At 63.3% G+C, this 21,684-nt stretch carries 17 protein-coding genes; 6 read left to right on the top strand and 11 right to left on the bottom strand.

Annotated elements, in window-relative coordinates; all coding sequences use genetic code 11:
* The first annotated feature begins 217 nt into the window (after positions 1 to 217).
* A complete protein-coding gene (locus BM438_RS32320; protein ID WP_054042258.1) occupies positions 218 to 2,569 on the top strand; it encodes a UvrD-helicase domain-containing protein in 2,352 nt (783 codons plus the stop codon).
* The gene (locus tag BM438_RS32315) at positions 2,566 to 3,372 is read left to right on the top strand and encodes a 5'-methylthioadenosine/adenosylhomocysteine nucleosidase (RefSeq protein WP_093643357.1); all 807 of its coding nucleotides are present in this window, start codon (positions 2,566 to 2,568) and stop codon (positions 3,370 to 3,372) included. Before BM438_RS32320 ends, BM438_RS32315 begins: the two co-directional genes overlap by 4 nt.
* A gap of 106 nt (positions 3,373 to 3,478) precedes the next feature.
* On the opposite strand, the gene BM438_RS32310 is transcribed toward BM438_RS32315, so the two are convergent.
* Both BM438_RS32310 and BM438_RS32305 read right to left on the bottom strand, forming a co-directional pair.
* Positions 3,479 to 5,383 carry a propionate--CoA ligase gene (locus BM438_RS32310; protein ID WP_093643355.1) on the bottom strand — a complete coding sequence of 635 codons (1,905 nt, stop codon included), beginning with the start codon at positions 5,381 to 5,383 and terminating at the stop codon, positions 3,479 to 3,481.
* A 212-nt stretch (positions 5,384 to 5,595) separates the two neighbouring features.
* Positions 5,596 to 6,843, bottom strand: coding sequence for an MFS transporter (locus BM438_RS32305; RefSeq protein WP_093643353.1), 1,248 nt, complete (start codon positions 6,841 to 6,843; stop codon positions 5,596 to 5,598).
* 521 nt (positions 6,844 to 7,364) lie between these two features.
* Between BM438_RS32305 and BM438_RS32300 the strand changes: the two genes are divergently transcribed.
* Complete coding sequence (locus BM438_RS32300; protein WP_054042265.1) at positions 7,365 to 9,044, top strand: methyl-accepting chemotaxis protein; 1,680 nt, start codon at positions 7,365 to 7,367, stop codon at positions 9,042 to 9,044.
* Positions 9,045 to 9,452: 408 nt separating this feature from the next.
* Here the strand turns inward: BM438_RS32300 and BM438_RS32295 are convergent, their stop codons facing one another.
* Genes BM438_RS32295 through BM438_RS32280 form a run of 4 tightly spaced genes read right to left on the bottom strand, consistent with a single transcriptional unit; the run spans position 9,453 to position 14,373 of the window.
* Complete coding sequence (locus tag BM438_RS32295) at positions 9,453 to 10,313, bottom strand: efflux RND transporter periplasmic adaptor subunit (protein WP_093643351.1); 861 nt, start codon at positions 10,311 to 10,313, stop codon at positions 9,453 to 9,455.
* Positions 10,314 to 10,326: 13 nt separating this feature from the next.
* Positions 10,327 to 10,527, bottom strand: coding sequence for a DUF1656 domain-containing protein (locus BM438_RS32290; RefSeq protein ID WP_054042269.1), 201 nt, complete (start codon positions 10,525 to 10,527; stop codon positions 10,327 to 10,329).
* Positions 10,517 to 12,724: an FUSC family protein gene (locus tag BM438_RS32285; protein ID WP_093643372.1), complete on the bottom strand. Its 2,208-nt coding sequence runs from the start codon at positions 12,722 to 12,724 to the stop codon at positions 10,517 to 10,519. Before BM438_RS32285 ends, BM438_RS32290 begins: the two co-directional genes overlap by 11 nt.
* A gap of 11 nt (positions 12,725 to 12,735) precedes the next feature.
* Positions 12,736 to 14,373: an efflux transporter outer membrane subunit gene (locus BM438_RS32280; RefSeq protein WP_244179511.1), complete on the bottom strand. Its 1,638-nt coding sequence runs from the start codon at positions 14,371 to 14,373 to the stop codon at positions 12,736 to 12,738.
* A gap of 155 nt (positions 14,374 to 14,528) precedes the next feature.
* Between BM438_RS32280 and BM438_RS32275 the strand changes: the two genes are divergently transcribed.
* Together BM438_RS32275 and BM438_RS45695 are read left to right on the top strand one after the other, a co-directional pair.
* On the top strand, positions 14,529 to 15,467 hold the full coding sequence (locus BM438_RS32275) for a LysR family transcriptional regulator (RefSeq protein WP_093643346.1): 939 nt from the start codon (positions 14,529 to 14,531) through the stop codon (positions 15,465 to 15,467).
* Between the two features lie 220 nt (positions 15,468 to 15,687).
* Entirely contained in the window at positions 15,688 to 15,846 is a 159-nt protein-coding gene (locus BM438_RS45695) for a hypothetical protein (protein ID WP_167378498.1), read from the top strand.
* A 135-nt stretch (positions 15,847 to 15,981) separates the two neighbouring features.
* Here the strand turns inward: BM438_RS45695 and BM438_RS32270 are convergent, their stop codons facing one another.
* From BM438_RS32270 to wrbA, 5 genes are all read right to left on the bottom strand, one after another.
* On the bottom strand, positions 15,982 to 16,701 hold the full coding sequence (locus BM438_RS32270; RefSeq protein ID WP_093643343.1) for an SOS response-associated peptidase: 720 nt from the start codon (positions 16,699 to 16,701) through the stop codon (positions 15,982 to 15,984).
* A 122-nt stretch (positions 16,702 to 16,823) separates the two neighbouring features.
* Complete coding sequence (locus BM438_RS32265; protein WP_093643340.1) at positions 16,824 to 17,630, bottom strand: metallophosphoesterase; 807 nt, start codon at positions 17,628 to 17,630, stop codon at positions 16,824 to 16,826.
* Between the two features lie 51 nt (positions 17,631 to 17,681).
* Positions 17,682 to 19,100: an FAD-binding oxidoreductase gene (locus BM438_RS32260; RefSeq protein WP_093643337.1), complete on the bottom strand. Its 1,419-nt coding sequence runs from the start codon at positions 19,098 to 19,100 to the stop codon at positions 17,682 to 17,684.
* A gap of 89 nt (positions 19,101 to 19,189) precedes the next feature.
* A complete protein-coding gene (locus tag BM438_RS32255) occupies positions 19,190 to 19,642 on the bottom strand; it encodes a DUF2069 domain-containing protein (protein WP_093643333.1) in 453 nt (150 codons plus the stop codon).
* The gene (wrbA, locus tag BM438_RS32250; RefSeq protein ID WP_093643329.1) at positions 19,639 to 20,241 is read right to left on the bottom strand and encodes an NAD(P)H:quinone oxidoreductase; all 603 of its coding nucleotides are present in this window, start codon (positions 20,239 to 20,241) and stop codon (positions 19,639 to 19,641) included. Before wrbA ends, BM438_RS32255 begins: the two co-directional genes overlap by 4 nt.
* Before the next feature lie 120 nt (positions 20,242 to 20,361).
* Between wrbA and BM438_RS32245 the strand changes: the two genes are divergently transcribed.
* The gene (locus tag BM438_RS32245; protein ID WP_208620732.1) at positions 20,362 to 21,675 is read left to right on the top strand and encodes a YihY family inner membrane protein; all 1,314 of its coding nucleotides are present in this window, start codon (positions 20,362 to 20,364) and stop codon (positions 21,673 to 21,675) included.
* The last annotated feature ends 9 nt before the right edge of the window (positions 21,676 to 21,684 follow it).

The raw sequence follows: 21,684 nt of genomic DNA, 5'->3' as shown, positions 1-21,684 counted from the left end.
CCCACTTAGCAGGGGCTTCTAGCCGCTTTCTTTGCGGCGGCAAAGAAAGTAAGTGCCGCCCCGCACAGGGGCAACGCTAATAGACCACTAACAATGCAAGGAAAGGCCAAAGCGCTAAGAACACGGAAAAAAGCGCCGCGAAGGCAAAAAACCCGCAAAAAAACCCAACCCCCGGAGGGGCATATAATGTCGAACGCCCTCGCCGTCCTCCCAAAAAATGCCCGATCTGCTAGCCAATCTAAACCCCGAACAACACGCCGCCGTCACGCTCCCCAACGAGCCCGCACTCATCCTTGCCGGCGCGGGCAGCGGCAAAACCCGCGTCCTCATCACCCGCATCGCGTGGCTCATCCAGCACGGTCTGGCGTCGCCCGCCACCATCCTGGCGGTGACCTTCACCAATAAGGCCGCCCGCGAAATGATGTCGCGTCTTTCGGCGCTTCTGCCGATCGACACCCGTGGCATGTGGATCGGCACCTTCCACGGCCTCTGTAACCGCATGCTCCGCGCGCATCATCGCGATGCGGGCCTGCCGGCCACCTTCCAGATTCTCGATACCGCGGACCAGCTCTCCGCGATCAAGCGTCTGATGAAGGGCCTCAACATCGACGATGAAAAGTACCCGGCGAAAAATCTCCAGTACTTCATCAACAATTCCAAAGAACAAGGCCTGCGCCCGAAAGACGTCGACGCGACCGACAACTTCAACCGCAAATTCGTCGAGCTCTACGAAGCCTACGACCAGCAATGCCAGCGCGAAGGCGTCGTCGACTTTCCGGAACTGCTGCTCCGCTGCTTCGAACTGCTCGCGCACAATCCGCCGCTGCGCGCCCACTATCAGGCGCGCTTCAGGCACATCCTCGTCGACGAGTTCCAGGACACCAACAAGCTGCAATACGCGTGGCTGAAAATGCTGGCCGGGCAGACCAACTCGATCTTCGCGGTCGGCGACGACGACCAGTCGATCTACGCCTTCCGCGGCGCGAACGTCGGCAACATGCGCGACTTCGAGCACGAGTTCAATGTCCGGCACATGATCAAGCTCGAGCAGAACTACCGCTCGCACGGCCATATTCTCGATGCGGCCAATCAGCTGATCGCCAATAACTCGCGGCGTCTGGGCAAGAATCTGCGCACCGACGCGGGTCACGGCGAACCGGTGCGCGTCTACGAGTCCGCCACCGATACCCAGGAAGCCGGCTGGATCGTCGAGGAAATCAAGGCGCTGATCAGCACCGGCACCTCGCGCAGCGAAATCGCCATCCTGTATCGCAGCAACGCGCAGTCGCGCACGATCGAACACACGCTGGTCAATGCGGGCATCGCGTACCGCGTGTACGGCGGTCTGCGCTTTTTCGAGCGTCAGGAAGTCAAGCACGCGCTCGCCTATCTGCGCCTGATCGACAATCCGAACGACGACACCGCGTTCGCCCGCGTCGTCAATTTCCCCACCCGTGGCATCGGCGCGCGCTCGATCGAACAGCTTGCCGACGCGGCGCGTCTATACAACTGCTCGATGGCTGCGGCGATTCCGTATGTCGCGGGTAAGGCGGGGTCGAGCCTCGCGAGTTTCGCAAACCTGATCGGCAAGATGCGCGCCGAAACGCAACAAATGAGTCTGCCGGAAACCGTCGAATACGTGGTCCGCACGAGCGGTCTCACGGAGTTCTATCAGAACGAACGTGAAGGCCAGGACCGGCTGGAGAACTTGCAGGAACTGGTCAACGCGGCCGCTGCTTTCGTCAGCGAAGAAGGCTACGGCATGGATACGCCGGCGCGCTCGATTCCGCTGCGTCCAGGCGCGACCACGGCGCCTGAGTTGGCCGTCGCCACGGATGATCCGAATACCGTCGTGCTGGACGCGCCCGGCATCGCCGATCCGGCGCAAAACCCGGACACGATGACGCCGCTCGCCGGTTTCCTGTCGCACGCATCGCTGGAAGCAGGCGACAACCAGGCGCAAGCCGGTCAGGAAGCCGTGCAGTTGATGACAGTGCACGCGGCCAAGGGTCTCGAGTTCACAGCGGTGTTTATCACCGGGCTCGAAGAAGGGCTGTTCCCGCATGAAAACAGCGCGATGGAATCGGATGGGCTGGAAGAAGAGCGTCGTCTGATGTACGTGGCGATCACGCGGGCCAAGGAACGTTTGTATCTGTCGTTCGCGCAGAGCCGGATGCTGCACGGCCAGACGCGCTACAACATCCGCTCGCGCTTCTTCGACGAACTGCCGCAGGAAACGCTCAAGTGGCTCACGCCGAAGGTCGAGGCAGGCGCGCGCTGGGGCGGGCGTTCGGATAACGCCGGTTACGGTCGCGACTGGTTCGCGCGGCCGGGTTACACGGGCGCGGTGTCGTCGACGCCGGCGCCGTTGCCGGCCTTTGCGAACGAACAGCGCGCAGCTGAAACGGGTTTCCGCGTCGGCCAGCAGGTGTTCCACACCAAGTTCGGGGAAGGCACGATCACCGCACTGGAAGGCGGTGGCACGGATGCCAAGGCCCAGGTCAAATTCAAGCGGCACGGCGAGAAGTGGCTGGCGCTTGCGGTCGCTAAATTGCAGGCGGTCGAATGAGCGCGGGCGGCATCGATCCAAACCGCGGCGGTGCGCCGGTTTCGCATCGTCCGCTAGGCATTCTGGCGGCTTTGCCGCAGGAACTCGGCGATCTGATCGAAGCGATGCGCGCCGAATCCGGCGTGCGCACCATCACTCACGGTCAGCGTGACTATCACCTCGGCACCGTACATGGCGCGCCTTGCGTCGTGACGCTGGCGCGCGTCGGCAAGGTCGCGGCGGCAGCCACGGTCAGCGCCTTGATCCATGCGTTCGATGTCGAAGCGGTTGTGTTCACCGGCGTGGCGGGTGGCGTGGGGACTGAAGTGCGGGTCGGCGACATCGTCGTCGCCAACGTGCTGATGCAGCACGATCTGGACGCGTCCCCGTTGTTTCCACGCTTCGAAGTGCCGTTGCTCGGCGTGTCGCGCTTTGCAGCCGATGCGGCGCTTGCCGATCAACTGGCCGCCGCGTGCGAGCGTTTTGTTGCTGAGGAGGGCGCTGCTGCGGCGGCGCGCTTCGGCACGCGCGAACCGCGCGTACATCGTGGCTTGATTATCAGCGGGGACCAGTTCGTCGCGAGTGCAACGGGCGTCAAGGCCTTGCGCGATGCGCTGCCGGATGCGCTTGCGGTGGAGATGGAAGGCGCGGCGATCGCACAGGTCTGTTACGAGTACGGTGTGCCGTGTGCGGTAGTGCGGACCATCTCCGACACCGCCGACGATCACGCACCGCAATCGTTCGTGTCGTTTCTCACGGCGATTGCCGGGACGTATTCGAATGCGATTCTGAAGCGGTTTCTGGAGGCGCGTCGGGTGGCGTGACATGTTCGCCGTTGGTACGCGCAGGGCGCTGATCAGCCGGCAGTCACACGAATGAGCGGCGCATGACTGCGTCGCCCTTTCACCGCACGATCAGCCTCGCCGCTCGCTAGTGCTTCGTTGAATCCCCCAGCGCCTCCCGCACCTGCTGCAGCGCCGCCGGATCCTCGATCGTCGGCAGATCACCGGGTTCGCGTCCCTCGGCCAGCGCCGCAATCGCGCGGCGTAGCAGCTTGCCCGAGCGTGTCTTCGGCAGCATCGACACCACCACCACGCGCGCCGGCCGCGCGATCGCGCCGAGTTGGCGGTCCACCGTCGCGGTGAGTTCGGCTTCCAGCTTCGCCCGCGCCTTCTCGCTCGCGTAGGCTTGCGCGTCGCGCAGCACCACGAAGGCCATCGCCGTCTGACCCTTCAGCGCATCCGTCACGCCGACCACCGCCACTTCCGCGACCGCCGCGTGGCTCGACAACGCTTCCTCGATCTCGCGCGTGCCGAGACGATGGCCGGCCACATTGATCACGTCGTCGGTGCGGCCGAGGATCGTCACATATCCGTCTTCATCCTGAATGCCCCAGTCGAAGGTCGAGTAGGCCTGCTGGTTCGGAATGCTCGACCAGTAGGTGCTGACAAAGCGCTTGTCGTCGCCCCATACCGTCGACATGCAGCCCGGCGGCAGCGGATAGCCCAGCGTGAGCACGCCTTTTTCGCCGGGCGGGCAGGGCTCGCCCGTCAGTTCGTTACGCAAGGTCAGATTGAAGCCGGCCGACGGCACGCCCGGCGAGCCGAGCTTGGTGGGCAAGGCTTCGACGCCGCGCGGAATCGCCAGCATCGGCCAGCCGGTTTCGGTCTGCCAGTAATTGTCGATCACGGGCTTGCCGAGCGCGTCGGTGATCCATGCGGCGGTTGGTTCGTCGAGCGGCTCGCCGGCAAGGAACAGCGCGCGCAGGCTCGAGAGATCGGATTTTTTCAGCAGCGCCGGGTCCTGCTTTTTCAGCACGCGCAACGCAGTCGGCGCGGTGAACATCAGATTGATCTTGTGCTGTTCGACGAGGCGCCACCAGATGCCGCCGTCCGGACGAATCGGCGTGCCTTCGTACATCACGGTCGTGAGGCCCGCGATCAGCGGCGCATAGACGATGTAGCTATGGCCGACCACCCAGCCCACGTCCGACGCGGTAAACATCGTGTCGCCGGGCTTGCCCTGAAAGATATGTTCCATCGATGCCGCCAGCGCCACCGCATAGCCGCCGACGTCGCGTTGCACGCCCTTCGGCTTGCCGGTGGTGCCCGACGTGTACAGCACATACGAGGGTTCGTTCGATTCGAGCCATTCGCACGGCACATGGGCGTCGAAAAATTTCTCGCGCAGCGGCTCGTAGGCGACGAGGTAGCTTGCGTTCAGGCGCTCGGGCGCGAGTTGCCGGTCGATCAACAGCACGTGCGGTGTCTTGTGGGTCGCGCGCGCCAGTGCTTCGTCTACCAGTGGCGTGTAGTCGATCACTTTGCCGCCGCGCGCGCCTGCGTCGGCGGTGACGATCAGGACAGGTTTCGCATCGTCGATGCGGGCCGCCAGATTAGGCGCCGCGAAGCCGCCGAACACCACCGAGTGAATCGCGCCGAGCCGCGCGCACGCAAGCATCGCGAACAGCGCTTCGGGGATCATCGGCAGATAGAGCAGCACGACGTCGCCGCGCTTCACACCCAGCGAGCGCATCACCGCGGCCATACGGTTGATTTCCGCGTACAGCTCGGCATAGGTGTAGCGCCGCTCGATACCGGTTTCCGTCGACACGTACACCAGTGCGTTCTGCTGCGGACGCTCGGCCATATGCCGGTCCACCGCGTTATGGCACAGGTTCGTGCGGCCGCCGACGAACCAGCGCGCGAACGGCGGATTCGAGCGGTCGAGCACGGTATCGAACGGCGTTTGCCAATGAATCCGCTGCGCCTCGTCACGCCAGAATTCCTCGGGCTGCTCGATCGAACGGCGGTGGAAGTCGCGGTAGGTGGTCATCGGCGGCGATCCTTCTGCTGCGTGAGTGAACGGATGGCGAGTCGTACGGCTCGGGGCGGCTGCCGGGCGCGGCGAGAGGGCAGCAGTGCGTACATCCGCACAAGCATAGAGCAGGCGTCACCTTGCGGACAACGCGGGTTCACCATGAGGGGACGACACAAAGAAAAAGGCGCCGTAGCGCCTTTTTCTCCATGCAACCAGAAGAGATCCCATCACGCTTTCGCGCGCTTGCCTTCGACATCCGGCAGAAACACCGTCAACAGGCCGATCAGCGGCAGGAACGAGCAGACCTTATACACATAGGTGATGCTGGTGGCGTCGGCCAACTGCCCGAGCACGGCCGCGCCGATTCCACCCATGCCGAACGCGAGACCGAAGAAGAGGCCCGCGATCATCCCCACCTTGCCGGGGACCAGTTCCTGCGCATAGACGAGGATCGCCGAGAACGCCGAAGCCAGCACGATACCGATGATTACCGTCAGCACGCCGGTCCAGAACAGGTTGGCGTACGGCAGCAGCAGCGTGAACGGCGCGACGCCGAGGATCGACACCCAGATCACGTACTTGCGGCCGATCCTGTCGCCGATCGGACCACCGATCACCGTGCCCGCCGCAACCGCCGCGAGGAACACGAACAGGTGAACCTGAGCGGCCTGCACCGGCAGATGGAACTTGTCGATCAGATAGAACGTGAAGTAGCTGTTGATGCTGGCGAGGTAGAAGTACTTCGAGAACACCAGCAGCATCAGTACGCCCATCGCGAACATGACCTGGTTGCGTGACAGCGTCGCGTGGCCGGTCTGGCTGCGCGCCTTCTTCACGGCCGGATGCTGCTTGTACCAGCGGCCGATCTGCGTGAGCACGACGATCGCGACCAGCGCCGCCACCGAGAACCACGCGATGCTGCGCTGGCCGTGCGGAATCACGATCAACGCGGCGAGCAACGGTCCGAGCGACGAACCCGCATTGCCGCCCACCTGGAACAGCGACTGCGCCAGACCGTGACGGCCGCCCGAGGCCATGCGCGCCACCCGCGACGACTCCGGATGGAACACCGACGAGCCGCAGCCGACCAGCGCCGCCGCGACCAGCAACACGCCGAAACTCGGCGCGACCGACATCAGCAGCAGGCCGGCGAGCGTAAAGCCCATGCCGACGGGCAGCGAATACGGCTTCGGATGCTTGTCGGTATAGCTGCCGACCAGCGGCTGCAGCAGCGACGCGGTGATCTGGTAAGTCAGCGTAATCAACCCGATTTGCCCGAACGACAGCGAAAAGTTGTCTTTCAGCATCGGGTAGATCGCCAGGATCAACGACTGGATCATGTCGTTGAGCAGGTGCGAAAAGCTGATCGCACCCAGCACGGAATAGACCGTGCGCTGGACCTTGGCAGCCGGCTGCGCGCCAGCGGGGGAGGCTGAGGCGCCGGCGAGGGCGCTTTTATCGAGGCTCGTTTCCATACGCTAGATGAGAGAGAAGAAAGGGTGTGCGGTCATGACTTCAGGCGCGCCGGCGTGCCGCGATTCCAGGCGTTCGCATGCCTGTGCGTGACCTGCCGGGTGCCGCGGCATATCGACGCGGCGCCGGGCCTTGTCAGCTATTTGTCGAAGTTTAATGTGGCTCGCACGAATTGTAAGGACAAGTTTTGTCGAGAATCGGACACGTATTACGCTTCCCATGCGTCATGGATGTGCCGAAACCCAAACGCGGTGCACTGTGGTGGTGCCTGTGTCAAGTGTGTTGCGCAGGGCGACGTGTGGGCGGCACGTCGTCTGATAAATGCGATTCGTGGATTTTTGGCCATGTATAAAACGGTCGCGGGCGCGAAGCTTACAAGGCGACGCGTCGAGGACCGGGCGCGACAATCGGCATGAGACGAGCGGCGTTAAAGATCGCAGACGTTTGTGCCGTAGACCCGGAGAGATAAGTATTAATGCCGGAACCGACCTTTCCGGCAGTTCGAAACGTGGGGACGAGGAATATGAAAGCAGTTTCGCTGGGTGGCCAGACGGGCGCGGGGTTCGTACCGGAAGGAGAAGCGGCGGGCAAGCCGTCGCCATCGCGTGGCCAGGGCAACCGCTCGCGGGCCGTGCGGCTCAAGGGCTTGTCGGTGAAGGCGACGTTGCGGCTGGCGTTTGCCGTGCTGCTGATCGGCACACTCGCGATCGGCGTGTTTTCGCTGACCCAGATCAGCCGCCTGAATGCTTCCGCACAATCGATCTACGACCAGGGCCACGTCGCGAGCCGCGCTGCCGAAGAGGCGCGTGGCCACATGCTGCGCGCAAGCCGCGCGCAAAAGATGCTGCTGACCGCGACCACCGCCAAGGAACGCGACGAACTCGGCGCCGACATCGACAAGGGCTTGAGCGGCCTCGCCAGAGAGCTCGGCACGCTGCAACAGTACGTCGACACATCCGACGCCAAGGCCGTCGACCAGCAGAAAAAATTCGCCGCAGCCGTCACGGTATGGAGCGGCCACTTGCGCGACTTCGTGACCCTCGTAAAAGCGCAACCGCTCGATCTTTCGCAGATGAACTGGCAGGTCGGCACCCAGGACGTTTCCTTACTGGTCGAGACCGGCAAGCTCGAAAAACTGGTCGACGAACTCGTAGCCCAGCGCGGCACAGCCGCCAAGGCGACCATCGAAGCATCGGGCTTTATCTTCCACTCATCGTTCGTGATGCTCGCGGCGATGACAGTCGCACTGATCGTACTGGCGTTCGGCATTAGCGAGTGGGTAATCCGACGCCTCGCCGGCCAACTCGGCGGCGAACCGGCATACGCAAAGGAAATCGCGAGCCGGATTGCCGCGGGCGACCTATCGAACCAGATCGCATTGGGCCGCAAGGACAAGTCGAGCATGCTCTACGCGTTGCACGACATGCAAAGCGGCCTCGCGACGACGGTGTCCGACATTGCATCCAGCGCGGACGCAATCGCAACCGCATCGGGCGAAATCTCGATGGGCAACCTCGACCTGTCGCAGCGTACAGAGCAACAGGCGATGGCGCTCGAGCGAACCGCGAGCAGTATGGAACAACTGACCTCGACGGTTCGTCAGAACGCCGATAACGCGAAGCAGGCAAGCACGCTCGCCAACAACGCGTCGGAAATTGCAGAGAAGGGCGGCGACGTAGTAAGCCGCGTGGTGGCGACGATGAACGAGATCAACGACAGTGCGCGGAGCATTGGCGACATCATTGGCGTGATTGAGGGAATTGCATTCCAGACCAACATTCTCGCGTTGAACGCGGCGGTGGAAGCAGCACGCGCCGGCGAAGAAGGCCGAGGATTCTCGGTAGTCGCCGCCGAAGTGCGCAACTTGGCTCAACGCAGCGCGGCTGCCGCCAAGGAGATCAAGGGTTTGATCAGCACATCGGTGGAGCGAGTGAGCAACGGCTCGACGCTGGCGCAGGATGCCGGACAAACGATGGACGAAGTGGTGAAGGCGGTGAAGCGCGTAACCGACATCATGGGCGAGATTTCGGCGGCATCATCGGAACAGAGCGCGGGAATTGAAGAGATCAATCTTGCGGTAACACAGATGGATTCCGGCACACAACAAAACGCGGCACTAGTAGAACAAGCCACCGCAGCCGCCCGATCCCTGGACGACCAGGCCCGCGGCCTGAAGCAGATGGTTGGAAAGTTCAGGCTATAAAACAGCGCAGCACCGCAACAGAAGCAACGATATTGAAGTACCGCCTCGGCGCGCGCCGCGCCGCCGAGGCGAAGCCGATGGTTCCCGCTGTGCAAAAGCGAAGCCCGTGGTTTCCCATGCATACCCGTCCGCGACGCACGCAGTGCGGAGTGGGAGCTGATGACTCCTTTGTCACTAACGCTGAATGTGAGAGAACACGGATTCCAGTCGCACCACTACCCTGTGCAGACCACGGTGCCCACTTAGCATTAGCGGTTTGAGCCGCTTTCTTTGCTTATCTTTCTTTGCGGCGGCAAAGAAAGTAAGTGCCGCCCCGCACAGGGGCAACACTAATAGACCACTAACAAACCAAGGAAAGGCCAAAGCCCTAAGAACACAGACAACAAACGCCGCGAAGGCAAAAAAACCTTAGCTTGGCTTAACAACAACAGTACAAGTAATCCCCGCAGCAAGCACAACCCCCTCAGGCACAGAATCAATCCTCACCCGCACAGGCACCCGCTGCGCCAACCTCACCCAATTGAACGTCGGATTAACATCAGCGAGCAGCTCACGACTTTCCGGATTATCCCGGTCATAGATCCCACGAGAAATACTCTCGACATGCCCCTGCAGGGTACCCCCACTCATCAACCGAACTTCAGCCTTATCTCCGACCCGCACATGAGGCAGCTTGGTCTCTTCAAAGTACCCATAGACCCAGAACGAGTGACTGTCGACAATCGCCAGCTTGGCAGAGCCAGCAGTAGCATAATCCCCACGAAACACATTCAGATTAGTGACATACCCATCAACCGGCGACACCACGCGAGTGCGTTCAAGATTCAGCTTAGCCGCATCAAGCGCAGCCAAAGCCTGCTGATAAGAAGCCTCAGCAGCCGAAGCAGTATGAGTCGCATTCTCGCGACTCTCTTTGGAGACAACCAAAGCATCCATATCAGCCCGCCGCTGCGCATCATCCCGCCTCATCTGCAACTCAGCTTTACGCGCAGCAACAGCAGCCTCAGCCTGCTCAACAGCAATCTGATAATGCGAAGGATCGACCTGCATCAACAGATCCCCCTTCTTAACCAGTTGATTGTCTTTAACAGGCAAATTCACAACAGCGCCAGAAACATCAGGCGCCACATTCACAATTTCAGCGCGCACGCGCCCATCACGTGTCCACGGCTCATCCATGTAATGAACCCACAACACGCGCCCAATCAAAATCGCGACAATAAAAATAACGGCTGTCGCGACGAAGCCCACAACATTTCGGATGGTCATGTTTCGACTCTGATCAACGATAAACGGCGAGACCCAGCACGCCGCACACACACACGAGCAAGCTGGCCCGGAACAAGGACGGATGCCACACCACGCGATACAGGCCCGTATAGGCGATCACGCGGTCCAGCACCCAGGTAAGCGCGGCGCCCGCGACAAACAGCAGCACAATGGCCGGCACGTAGGCGTCGAAAACGGCGATATCACGTGGCATGACGAACTCCTTCTGACGCGTCGGCACGTCCGCTCATCAGCGGTTCAAGCGGCGATTGCGGATCGAGCAGCGCGGTACGAATGAAATGCAGTTGACTCAGAATACGTTGCAGCCGGTGCCGATCCTCACGCGGCGGCGTGAAGGTGGCGAGCATCAGCTGGACTGCGGCAATCGCATCGGTGGTGGCGGCGAGCGCGCGGTCGAAGCGGTCCGCACGCGGTCGCTCGAACAGCGCGGTCACCGCATCGCGCATCGCACGCAATGTGACGCGCCACGGCATCGACTTCGCGTAGCGCGCGTCGCGGGGCAGCGCCGCCACTTCGCCGCGCAGGTCGATCATCGCGTTGCCCACTTCGAGCACCGCGAAGAGCCAGCGCAAGGTGTCGCGTTTGACCTCGGGTTCGTTCTGCGCGAGCGCGTTGATCTGGGACATCAGATCGCGTGCGCCGCTCTCGAAGCGTGAACGCACCCGGCGCATGCCCACGCGGCTCGCCAGCGCCACCTGACGGCGCAAGTCGATCAAGAGGCGGTTGCGCAGCCAGGGAGTCGAGGGCGGCAGCAGCACGGCAAAGGCTACCGCGCACACCAGCATCGACAGCACCAGCGCAATCGCATCGTTAATGGTGCCGCTCGGGTCGTAGTGAATCAGGTTGTCCGGGCCGGCGAGGAAACAGAAGAAGATGCAGTAGCCGACGCCGTAGCCGGCCAGCGCGGGCCGCGTCGTCATGAACACGCCGAGCAGCAGGAACGGCGTGAGCGCGGCACACAGCAGCGGAAAGCCGTCGATGTGCGGATACACGCCGTACACCGCGATCATCCCCATCACTGAGGCGACCAGCGTGCCGGCGGCCATCTGGAACGCCGTGCGCTTCGGATCCGGCGACGCTGACGCCAGCGCGCAGACCGCCGCGGCGTCCAGCGTCAAGGTCGAGCCGCTCGGCCACGCGGTCGCGATCCAGAACGCGCCGAGCACCACCATGACGATGGCCGCGCGCAAGCCGGCGACGCCCGCGGCAATTCCATTCGTCTTGGGTTCGTAACGCTCGATCCAGCGCTCGCGCTCGTGTATGTCGACGGCAAGCGATGCATAGGTGGCCGCGTACGCGTGCAGATCGTCGATGAAGCGATACAGCAGTTCGGCGCCGGTGTCGAAGTCGAGCAGCGGTGCGTCCGGCTGCGTTTCCAGTGCTGCGCGTGTCTCGCGCACCCGCTTGGGCAGCTCTGCTTTGTACGCGTCGAGCTGCGCGGCGGCGTGGGCGGCATCCGTGGCGCTCAATACCGGTTCGCCGGATTTCGCGAGCAACGGGGCGATTTCCTTGAAGTACGGTTCGAGCGCGTCGACCGCGACCATCGCGCCGCTAGTCTGCGAGTCGCGCAGCCGGTTCATCAACTGATGCAGTGCGTGAAAGCGCGTCGAGGCGGTCATGAACTCGCTGTTCAGACGCGCGAGACGCCCGCCGCGCATTCGTGAATCGGGACCTTCGAACACGGCGACACTGCGCGCGGCTTCAAAACCGACGATGTCGGCGACAAATCTCGCATTGGTCGCTTCGATCTGCGCGCGATCGTTGCGGCCGGCCAACGAGGCCGACACATACTCGACGAACGCCGAGAAACGCGCACGCACGGTGCTGCGCATCTGCAAGCCGGCGAACTGCGGAAACACGAGGCCGCTGACGGCGCCCGCGCAGATGATGCCGACTACCACTTCAGCCACCCGCGTGAGCGCGCTGAGGAACGCGCCATCCGGATGCTGTGAAGCGGGAATGCCGATCAGTGCGGCGGTGTAGCCGGCCAGCACGAAACCGTACGACTTGAAGTTGCGATTACGCGCGGCACCCGCGGTGCAGATGCCGACCCAGATCGCGGTGGTGACGATGAACAGTTCCGGCTGCTGCGCGAACAGGCCGATCAACGCGAGCATCACGACGAGGCCGACCAGCGTGCCGCAGATCCGGTAGAAACTCTTGGCGAAGACCATCCCGCTTTGCGGCTGCATCACGATGAACACGGTGGTCATCGCGGTGCGCGGCTGCGGCAGGTCGAGTTTCATCGCGATGCCGAGCGCGAGGAAGCAGGCGGCGAGCGCTTTGAACAGATAGACCCACGTGAGACCGTCGGTGCGGGCCCAGTCGGCGGCGGCTGAGTAGAGCGCGGCGAACGACGACGGGCGCGAGGGAGAAGGGGAGGCTGACATGGTCGGCTTCTTCACTCAGCCGCGCCGGCGTTGACGCTGGCGGAAGCGTGGTTCGTACTTGCCGCGGCATTATCCGCATGGCCGGCGGAGCCGGTTTGCGCCGGCGCGGCCGACGGTTTGGCCGCGGTGTTCGAACTGGCTGGCGCGGCGTTGCCCTTACCTTTCCCATGCGCCGGCAGTGTCTCGTTTGCCTGCGGGCCGTTGGCCGGTTCGTCGAGTCCACCACCCAAAGCCGTGACCAGCGACGCATGCGCGCCCAGCCGCTCGGCCTGAATCTTCGCGACACCTTCCTGCGCGCGCAGCAACTGGCTTTGCGCGATCAGTACGTTCAGATAGTCGGTCAAGCCGCGCCGATAGCCTTCGCGCGCGAGGTCGTAGTTCTTACGCGCCGCTGCGACCGAACGGTCTGCGTCTTGCGCCTGGGTGGCGAGCGAACGGATCCGGATCACCTGATCGGAGATGTCCTTCAGCGCGCCGACGATCGACTGGTTATAGCTATCCACCGCCTCGTCGTACCCAGCCGACGCCGCGCCGAGCTGCGAGCGCAGACGCCCGCCGTCGAAGATCGGCAACGACAGTGCCGGACCCGCGCTCCAGCTATGCGACGGGTCCTTCAGGAACTGGAACAGCGGGCCCATTGCGGCATAGCCGCCGATCGACGCCAGCAGGTTGATGTCCGGATAGAAGCTGGCCTTGGCGACGTCGATGCCGCGCGCTTGCGCCGCAACCGTCCAGCGCGCCGCAACCACGTCGGGCCGGTGGCCGATCAGATCCGCGGGCAGTGCGCTCGGCAGAGCGGCGGGCGAATTGTCGAGCGAGAGCGTCGGGCGCTGGATCGTATCGCCCGCGCCCGGACCTTTGCCGGCCAGCGCGGCCAATTGATTGCGGCCGAGCGCGATCTTTTCCTCGATCTCGTCGATCTGACGTTCGTATTCCGGCATCGGCGTTTCGGCTTGGCTCACTTCGAGCTGGGTGCCGATGCCGCCTTTCAGGCGGCGGTTCGCCAGGTCGACGATCTGCTGCTGTTGCTGCAGCGTGGACTTGGCGATATCGAGCAGCGCGTAGTTCAGCGACAGCTCGATGTACGTGCGCACCACGTTGCCTTCGAGTTCGAGCTGGGCGGCGCGGAAGTCCGCCGCGCTGGCATGAGCGGCGTCGAGCGCGCTCTCGGCGGCGTTCTTGTCCTTGCCCCAGAGATCGAGGTTGTACGAGAGACCCAGCGTGCCGGTGTTGTTCCACGACTGCTGGCCCGCGAGCGGGCCCGGGCCGTAGTAGAGGTTGTCGGCCCATTTCTGACGCTGGATCGACAGGCTGCCGTTCACTTGCGGCGATAACGCCGAACGGGCGACACCCGCCATCGACATGGCCTCGCGCACGCGCGCCTGGGCGACAGCGAGACTCGGGTTGCTCGTCTGCGCGGCTTCGATCCACTCATTGAGCTGCGGGTCGTTATAGGCGCGCCACCAGTCGGCGGCAGGCCATTGGGCGTCCGCGTCGGCGGCCCGGATGGCGTTGCCCACGTCGAGCGAGGAGGGCTCCATTCCGCGATCCTGCGGCGCGATGCCTCCGGTACTGGCACAGCCGGCGATTGTTAATAGGATCGTAAGAACCGCGGCTGCGGCGACCCCTTTCTGTACCGGAGACTGCACGATTTCCTCCAAAATTGGCTATAGAAGCATGTGCGTCATTATATTTTTTGATTGATTGGGGAATAACCGGTAAAGATGCAAGGCATTTTTACGCGATATGAGATAATCGCCTTTGCGAATCGTGTAACAATCGCAGCGGATTACTAGGGAAAAGTATGGATACGCTTCAAAACATGCGCGTATTTGTCCGCGTCGTCGAAGCGGGCAGTTTCACGGGTGCCGCGCAACACCTCAACACGACCACGGCGTACGCGTCGCGCGCGGTTTCCGACCTGGAAGCGCACCTGCGCACGCGGCTGTTGAACCGCACCACGCGCCGTATCGCGCTGACCGAGGCGGGTGAGCGCTATCTGCAGCGCTGCGAGCAGATCCTCGCGTACGTGGACCAGGCGGAAGCGGAGGCCGGCGACGCCCACGCGCGCCCGTCCGGCAAGCTCAAGGTCCACGCGATGACAAGCTTCGGCCAGCACTACGTGGTGCCGGCGGTGGGCCGCTATCAGCAACGCTACCCGGATGTGAGCATCGAGCTGACGCTCGCGCAGCGCATGCCTGATCTTCTCGACGAAGGTTTTGACGTGTCGCTGACATTGGCAATCGGTCTGCCGGATTCGGGGCTCGTGTCGCAGCGACTGTGCAGCGCGTTCAGCATCGCGTGCGCGTCGCCGGCTTATCTGGAGCGGCACGGCGTGCCCGAAAAACCCTCAGACCTCGCGCACCACACGTGTCTGCAAATGGTGACGCCGATATTCCCGACCGACAAATGGATCTTCGACGGCCCGAACGGTGAAGAAACCATCAACCTCGGCCCGACCACTTTTCAGGTGAATGTCGCCGAAGCGATGGCGGTCGCGGTGAGCAGCGGCATGGGGGTTGGACTGATTCCGATCTACTCGGCGATTAGCGGTCTGCGCAGCGGCGACCTGGTGTGGCTGTTGCCGGAATACACCTCGCAGGAAATGAATCTGTACGCGCTGTATCCGTCACGGCAGTATCTGGACGCGAAAATTCGCACCTGGGTCGAATTTTTGCGCGACGAACTGCCCGCCACGCTGGCCGTCGACCAGGAAGAGTTGCGCCAGTTCGCGCGCAGCTGAAGCGGCGCTACGCGAGCGGTTGACCATTGTTGACGGTTCCAGGCGGCGGTGGCGTGACAGACTGTTACATAAGTGCCGCGTCGCAACATTTCCTTACTTCTGCGCCGGGGTCGATTTGCTAACGTGTGGTTCATGCGCTGCCGGCATTCTGCCGGACGCGTTCAATTAGCCGCTGTTCGGCAAATCGCAAGATCCGCAACAATCGAAGGAAGAGGGATTCATGGATACGCATCTGATGATCGGCGTGGCCGTCATGCTGGGACTGATCGGAATCGCCGCATCGCGCGATCTGCTGCGCCGCCTGCGTGACCAGCAGCCGCAACTGGTGCCGATCAAGGTCGAGCGCCCCGATTTGCAAGGACAGCAGCGCTATCGTTGAAGCTGGCCAGTGCGCCAGGTTGCTGGGCGCGCGGCATTTGAGCTTGCTTTTGTACCTTTTCGGTGTGCCTTGCGCGTGCGTTGCCGCGCCGTTGCGGTCCGGTCGCCGATCAGTGTCGATCCGCGCTCCGCACGTTCAGTGCAGCGCTTCAATCAGGCCCGGCTCGTCATTGAGCGTGCGGTCTACCTCCGGGCTCACCCGGTGCCAGCGGAACCGGGCAGCGGGCAGGCAGGCGCTGCGAGCGAGCTGTTCGAGTTCGTCGAATTGCAGGGCCGGATCCAGCCATCTGCGCGCCGCCTCCGGCGCGAACACCAGCGGGCGTCGGCCGTGCACGTCGATCAGACCCTTGTCGGCGGTGGCCGTCACGATCACCAGTCCCATGCCTTCCGTTTGCAGTTCCGTGCCGCGTACGCTCGATAGCGCCGCGAGGTACATCGGCGCGTCGCTTTTCAGGTGCACGAAGTAGGGTTGGCGGACCGTCGCGTCGGCTTCCGCCGCGTTATCCCCGTTCGATGTTCCGGGCGCCGCTTCCATGCGCCATTCGAACCAGCCGTCCGCCGGCACCAATACTCGCCCGGTTTTCCACAGATCTTTGAAGTAGCGCGTATGCGGCGCGGTTTCGGCGCGCGCGTTGATGGTCTGCGGCAGATGCTGCTCGCGAGCCCAATCCGGGCAATAACCCCAATGGATCGCGTGCAGCGTCTGGTCCGGGTAGATCGCGAGCGGGTGAGTGCCCGGCGCGAGGTTGTAGCCGGGGCGGCGGTCGGCGTCGTCGAATAGCATGAGCGGATCGGCGAGGCCGAGCTGCCGTGCGTACAGATGCGGATCGCGGTACTGGCTGATTCGACCACACATGAGCGACCTCCGGAGATGACCGGGCTGGCGGGTTTGGCCGAGTCGAAGACCCGAATCCCACGACAACAACAGCGTAGTGCGTGGCGCCTGGCCGCGCTACCCAGATCGGCCCCAAGCCGACGCTATATCTCGACGACTTTGTCCCACGCGAATTGAGGATTTTCCCACTGGCGGGTGCGCCGGTCGAAATAGCCGCGCGGATTGCAGACCACGCGCGTGCCGTTCACCGTGTAATCGAACGGCGTATGCGTATGTCCGTGAATCCACAGGGTAACGGGCGAGCGCACCAGTTCCGGCAAATGATTGACGAAACCGGCCGAGACGCGGTCCTCCGCGTAGCGCTCGGCCAGACTCAGCCGATGCGGCGCGTGATGGGTGACAACAATTGTCTTGCCCTCGAACGGCTTCGCCAGCTCGCTTTCGAGCCAGGCGCGCGCCCGCCGGTGCAGCGCGAGGGAATCGTCCGGGGTGAAGTCGCGCGGCGAATCCTGCGTGTCGTGCGGCCAGTTCATCTGGATCAGGCCGCGGAAGTCGAGCATCACCCGGCGCGATGCATCGATGGACTCGGCGAGCGTGTCCGGATCCCCGCCGTATAACGCGAAGTCGGTCCATAAGGTGGTGCCGAGCACGCGCCAGCGGCCTTGCGGGTCGACCAGCGCGGCATTGTTCAGCACGTGCACGTTGTCGACCTGGGCCGCTGCGTCGTACAGCGCCGTGTCGAGCGCGCTGAATTCGCCGTCGTAGTACTCGTGATTGCCGGGCACATAGACCACCGGCACGGCGCCGTCGAAAGTCTGCGCGGCCCAGCGCGGACCCGCCGCGTGATTGTGGATGTCGCCGGCCAGCACGATCAGATCCGCTTCGGCGTGCGGGACCAGTTCGGGCTCGTCGTTTTCCAGATGCAGATCGGACAACACTCGAATCTTCACGACAGCGACTCCTGCAATTAGCCTCGCACCAGACGGCGAAGGCTTCAAACCCTAGCGTAGCACCTTGCCCGGATTCATCAGGTTCAGCGGGTCCAGCGCGCGTTTGACGGCGCGCATCAATTGCACCTCGACGTCCTGCTTGTAGTGCATCGCCTCGTCGATCTTCAACTGGCCGAGGCCGTGTTCCGCGCTGATGCTGCCGCGATGCCGGTGCACGCTGTCGTAGACGAGCTGGTTGATCGGGCTTTGCCAGGTCTTGAAGAATGCCTTTGCGTCGACGCCCTCGGGCGCCTGCACGTTGTAGTGCAGATTGCCGTCGCCGAGATGTCCGAACGTGACCATGCGCACGCCCGGCACGGCTTGCGCGATTGCCGCGTCGGTTTCCTCGATGAAGTGGCCGATGCGCGAAATCGGCACCGCGATATCGTGCTTGATGTTCAGGCCTTCCTCAGCCTGCGCGAGCGGGATGTGTTCACGCAGATTCCAGAATGCCCGCGACTGCGCGAGGTTTTCCGCGACTACCGCGTCTTCGACCAGGCCGTCTTCGAGCGCGGTTTCCATCAGTCGCTCGAATAGTCCGCGTGCGTGTTCCTCGCTCTCGCTGTCCGACAGCTCCAACAGCACGACTTGCGCATGCGATTCGGCGAACGGATAGCGCATCTGCTCGAAGTGCCGGCCCACTAGCCGCAGACAGAAATCCGACATCAGTTCGAAGCCGGTCAGCAGCGGCCCGGCGACGCGTTGCGTGAGCGAGAGGAAATCGAGCGCCGCATGCGGCGACGCGAGCGCGGCGAGCGCCGTGACGCGCGCGGCCGGCTGCGGATGCAGCTTGAGCACGGCGGCGGTGATGATGCCGAGCGTGCCTTCCGCGCCGATGAACAGATCGCGCAGGTCGTAACCGGTGTTGTCCTTGCGCAGTCCTCGCAGGCCGTCCCACAGTTCGCCTTGCGCGGTGACCACTTCGAGGCCCAGGCACAGCTCGCGCGTGTTGCCGTAGCGCAGTACGCCGGTGCCGCCCGCGTTGGTGGCGAGATTGCCGCCGATCGTGCAACTGCCTTCTGCGGCGAGGCTCAGGGGAAACAGGCGGCCGGCTTCTTCGGCGTGCTTCTGTACTTCGGCAAGGATGACGCCCGCTTCGACGGTGATCGTGTTGTTGTGCGGATCGATGTCGCGCACGCGATTCAGACGCCGCAGACTGATCACCGCCTGCGCGCCGCTTGCGTCCGGCGTGGCCCCGCCGGCCAGACCGGTGTTGCCGCCTTGCGGCACCAGCGCGATGCGATGTTCGACGGCAAGTTTGACGAGCGCCGCGACTTCGTCAGGCGTGGCCGGGCAGAGCACCGCACAGGCTGCGCCGGTGTAGCGGCGGCGCCAGTCGGTGAGGTAGGGGGCGGTGTCGTGCGGATCGGTCAGTACCTGAGTGGCGCCGATGGCGTTGCGGCAAGCGGTGAGGAAAGCGGCTTGAGTCATGTTGGTCGGTCAGGATGTTCGGCGGCGGATAGATTACGCGGGAGGTGAGGCGAAAAGGGACGTAAAAAGCGACGCGAAAAGCGCTGTTCTCATCGTGTGCTTCCCTCGGCCTGGCCGCTGTTCTGCTGTGCGTTTTCTTGTGCGGCCTGCTTTGCCGCCAGCTTCGCTGCCCGTTTTGCCGCGCGCTTGAACGGCGCGACATAGGCGAGCGTGCAGACGAAGAAAACCACGGAGAGCGCGGTTTCGAGCCAGCCGAGGCGGGCGCTCAGGCCCCGGTCGCTCCAGCCGCGCACGATGCCCTCGGCAAAATACAGCAGGATCAGCATGGACGCCCATTGCAGCGTGTAAAGCCGGTGCCGCCACACGCCGGGCAGGGCGAGCAGCAGTGGCACGGCTTTGAGCACCAGCACCGAGCCGCCCGGGCGCAGCGGCGCGAGCCACCATTCCCACGCGACTGACAAAACGATCAGCGCGAGCAAGGCGGTGGTGGCGCCGAAAGCGACGGCGCGTTTTTGCTGCACCGGCAGGGCGGCTGTATTCACGGCCGCTCGCTCATGGAGGCCGCCGTGTGGGCAACGCGGGCGCCGAGGGCAATCGCAAGCGTTTTTTCGTCGGCGGAGATGCCCTGTTCGGCCGTGCCCGCGCGTGCGAAGTGCGACGCGCCGTAGGGCGTGCCGCCGGTTTGCGTAGTGGAGAGCGCGCTCTCGGTGTACGGAATGCCGACGATCAGCATGCCGTGGTGCAGAAGCGGCAGCATCATGGATAGCAGCGTGGACTCCTGGCCGCCGTGCAAGCTGCCGGTGGACGTAAACACGCAGGCCGGTTTGCCGGACAGCGCGCCCGACAGCCACTGCGGTGTGGTGCCGTCGAGAAAATATTTCAGCGACGCCGCCATGTTGCCGAAGCGGGTGGGCGAGCCGAGCGCGAGACCGGCGCATTCTTCGAGGTCGCGCAGTTCGACGTAGGGTGGCCCTTCAGCGGGAATGTCCGGCTGGGTTGCTTCGCAGACGGTGGAAACCGCCGGCACGGTGCGCACGCGCGCCTGCATGCCGGGGACGCTGTCGACGCCGTGCGCGATCGCCAGCGCAAGTTCGCGCGTGGCGCCGTGACGGCTGTAATAGAGCACGAGAATGTCTTTCATAGGCCTCATCGGTGAACGGGTATTATAGGGGCTGGGTCCGCTGCACAGGCCATCCATAGCCATTCGGCCAAGCCTCGGGCACGGTCCTGAAACACCGTTTTATGAAGCAAGGAGGTGGGTTTGTTGTCCAGGGTGCGTTTCGATCTCGACACGCTCAAACGGCTCGCGCAGTTTGCGGCGAAGCGCAGTAGCGAAGACCGCATTCCGCAGGTGGCCGGCAGCCTCACGTTCACCACCATGCTCTCGCTAGTGCCGCTCGCCACGGTCGCGTTTGCGCTGTTCACGGCGTTTCCGATTTTCAGCTCGTTTCAGATGTCGCTGCAGATTTTCCTCGCCGACCATCTGATGCCTGCGCAGCTCAACAGTCAGATTTTCGATTATCTGAATCAGTTCGCGTCGAAGGCCAAGGGCCTTACGACCATCGGCATGATTTTTCTGTTCGTCACCGCCGTGATGACGATGATGACCGTGGAATCCGCGTTCAACGTGATCTGGCGGGTGCGCAAGGCGCGGCCGATCGCGCAGCGCATCCTGGTCTACTGGGCGATCATTACGCTCGGCCCGATTCTGATTGGCGTGAGCCTGTCGATTTCTTCCTATCTGTTCACCCGGTCCATGGCGGTCACGGCCGTCCAGCATATTCCGTCGGTGATCGACTGGGCGCTGACCGGCGCCGCGCTGCCGTTGACGGCGCTCGCCTTCACGATGCTTTACGTATTTCTGCCGAACTGCCGGGTGGAGTGGCGCGACGCGGTGATCGGCGGGATTACTGCCGCGATCGCCTTCGAACTCGCCAAGCGCGGCTTTGGCTACTACGTACGCCGCATTCCCACCAACACCGCGGTGTACGGTGCGTTTGCCGCTGTGCCGCTATTCCTGCTGTGGATGTACCTGTGCTGGTTCATTGCGCTGGCAGGGGCGATGATCGCGTCGGCGTTGCCGGCGATCCGCATAGGCCAGTTTCACCGGCCGACTTTCGAGGGCAGCGATCTGTTCGATTCGCTTGAACTCCTCGCGCGGCTCTCGGAAGCGCGCGATGCGGGTAAGCGCGGCTACACGATGCCGGAGATCTCGCGAATGCTTCGCCGCGACATGGATACCACGGTCAGGCTGCTGCTAAAACTCGAGGAGATCGAGTGGATCGCGCGCTTGCAGGACGACGACACGCGTCCGTACTTCCTGCTGCTGGCAAATCCCGCGCAGATCACCGTCGAGCGTCTGTTCGACCTGTTCGTGATCGATCGGGCGGAACTCGAATATCAGCTTGAACTGAACTCTACGCGCGTGGATGGCCAGACACTTCTTGCGGCGTTGGAAAACGACAAGCTGAAAGTGACGCTCGCAGTACTGCTGGCGGCGCGTGCTGCCGCGCGGGCAGCGCGTGCGCAGGAAAGTGAGCAGGGTACTTCTTCAATGCCGCATCAGGCTGCATGAGCAGGCCGC

Origin of the sequence: Paraburkholderia aspalathi (assembly GCF_900116445.1) — a bacterium.
GTDB classification, from domain to species: Bacteria; Pseudomonadota; Gammaproteobacteria; order Burkholderiales; family Burkholderiaceae; genus Paraburkholderia; species Paraburkholderia aspalathi.
This window is presented reverse-complemented; position numbering and strand designations above follow the sequence as displayed.

Excerpts from the sequence above, each read along its gene's own strand:
- BM438_RS45695 (WP_167378498.1), top strand. The coding sequence starts at position 15,688 with ATGGATACGCATCTGATGATCGGCGTGGCCGTCATGCTGGGACTGATC.
- BM438_RS32295 (WP_093643351.1), bottom strand. The coding sequence starts at position 10,313 with ATGACCATCCGAAATGTTGTGGGCTTCGTCGCGACAGCCGTTATTTTT.
- BM438_RS32270 (WP_093643343.1), bottom strand. The coding sequence starts at position 16,701 with ATGTGTGGTCGAATCAGCCAGTACCGCGATCCGCATCTGTACGCACGG.
- BM438_RS32275 (WP_093643346.1), top strand. The coding sequence starts at position 14,529 with ATGGATACGCTTCAAAACATGCGCGTATTTGTCCGCGTCGTCGAAGCG.
- BM438_RS32315 (WP_093643357.1), top strand. The coding sequence starts at position 2,566 with ATGAGCGCGGGCGGCATCGATCCAAACCGCGGCGGTGCGCCGGTTTCG.
- BM438_RS32310 (WP_093643355.1), bottom strand. The coding sequence starts at position 5,383 with ATGACCACCTACCGCGACTTCCACCGCCGTTCGATCGAGCAGCCCGAG.
- BM438_RS32285 (WP_093643372.1), bottom strand. The coding sequence starts at position 12,724 with ATGTCAGCCTCCCCTTCTCCCTCGCGCCCGTCGTCGTTCGCCGCGCTC.
- BM438_RS32300 (WP_054042265.1), top strand. The coding sequence starts at position 7,365 with ATGAAAGCAGTTTCGCTGGGTGGCCAGACGGGCGCGGGGTTCGTACCG.
- BM438_RS32320 (WP_054042258.1), top strand. The coding sequence starts at position 218 with ATGCCCGATCTGCTAGCCAATCTAAACCCCGAACAACACGCCGCCGTC.
- BM438_RS32290 (WP_054042269.1), bottom strand. The coding sequence starts at position 10,527 with ATGCCACGTGATATCGCCGTTTTCGACGCCTACGTGCCGGCCATTGTG.
- BM438_RS32305 (WP_093643353.1), bottom strand. The coding sequence starts at position 6,843 with ATGGAAACGAGCCTCGATAAAAGCGCCCTCGCCGGCGCCTCAGCCTCC.
- BM438_RS32260 (WP_093643337.1), bottom strand. The coding sequence starts at position 19,100 with ATGACTCAAGCCGCTTTCCTCACCGCTTGCCGCAACGCCATCGGCGCC.
- wrbA (WP_093643329.1), bottom strand. The coding sequence starts at position 20,241 with ATGAAAGACATTCTCGTGCTCTATTACAGCCGTCACGGCGCCACGCGC.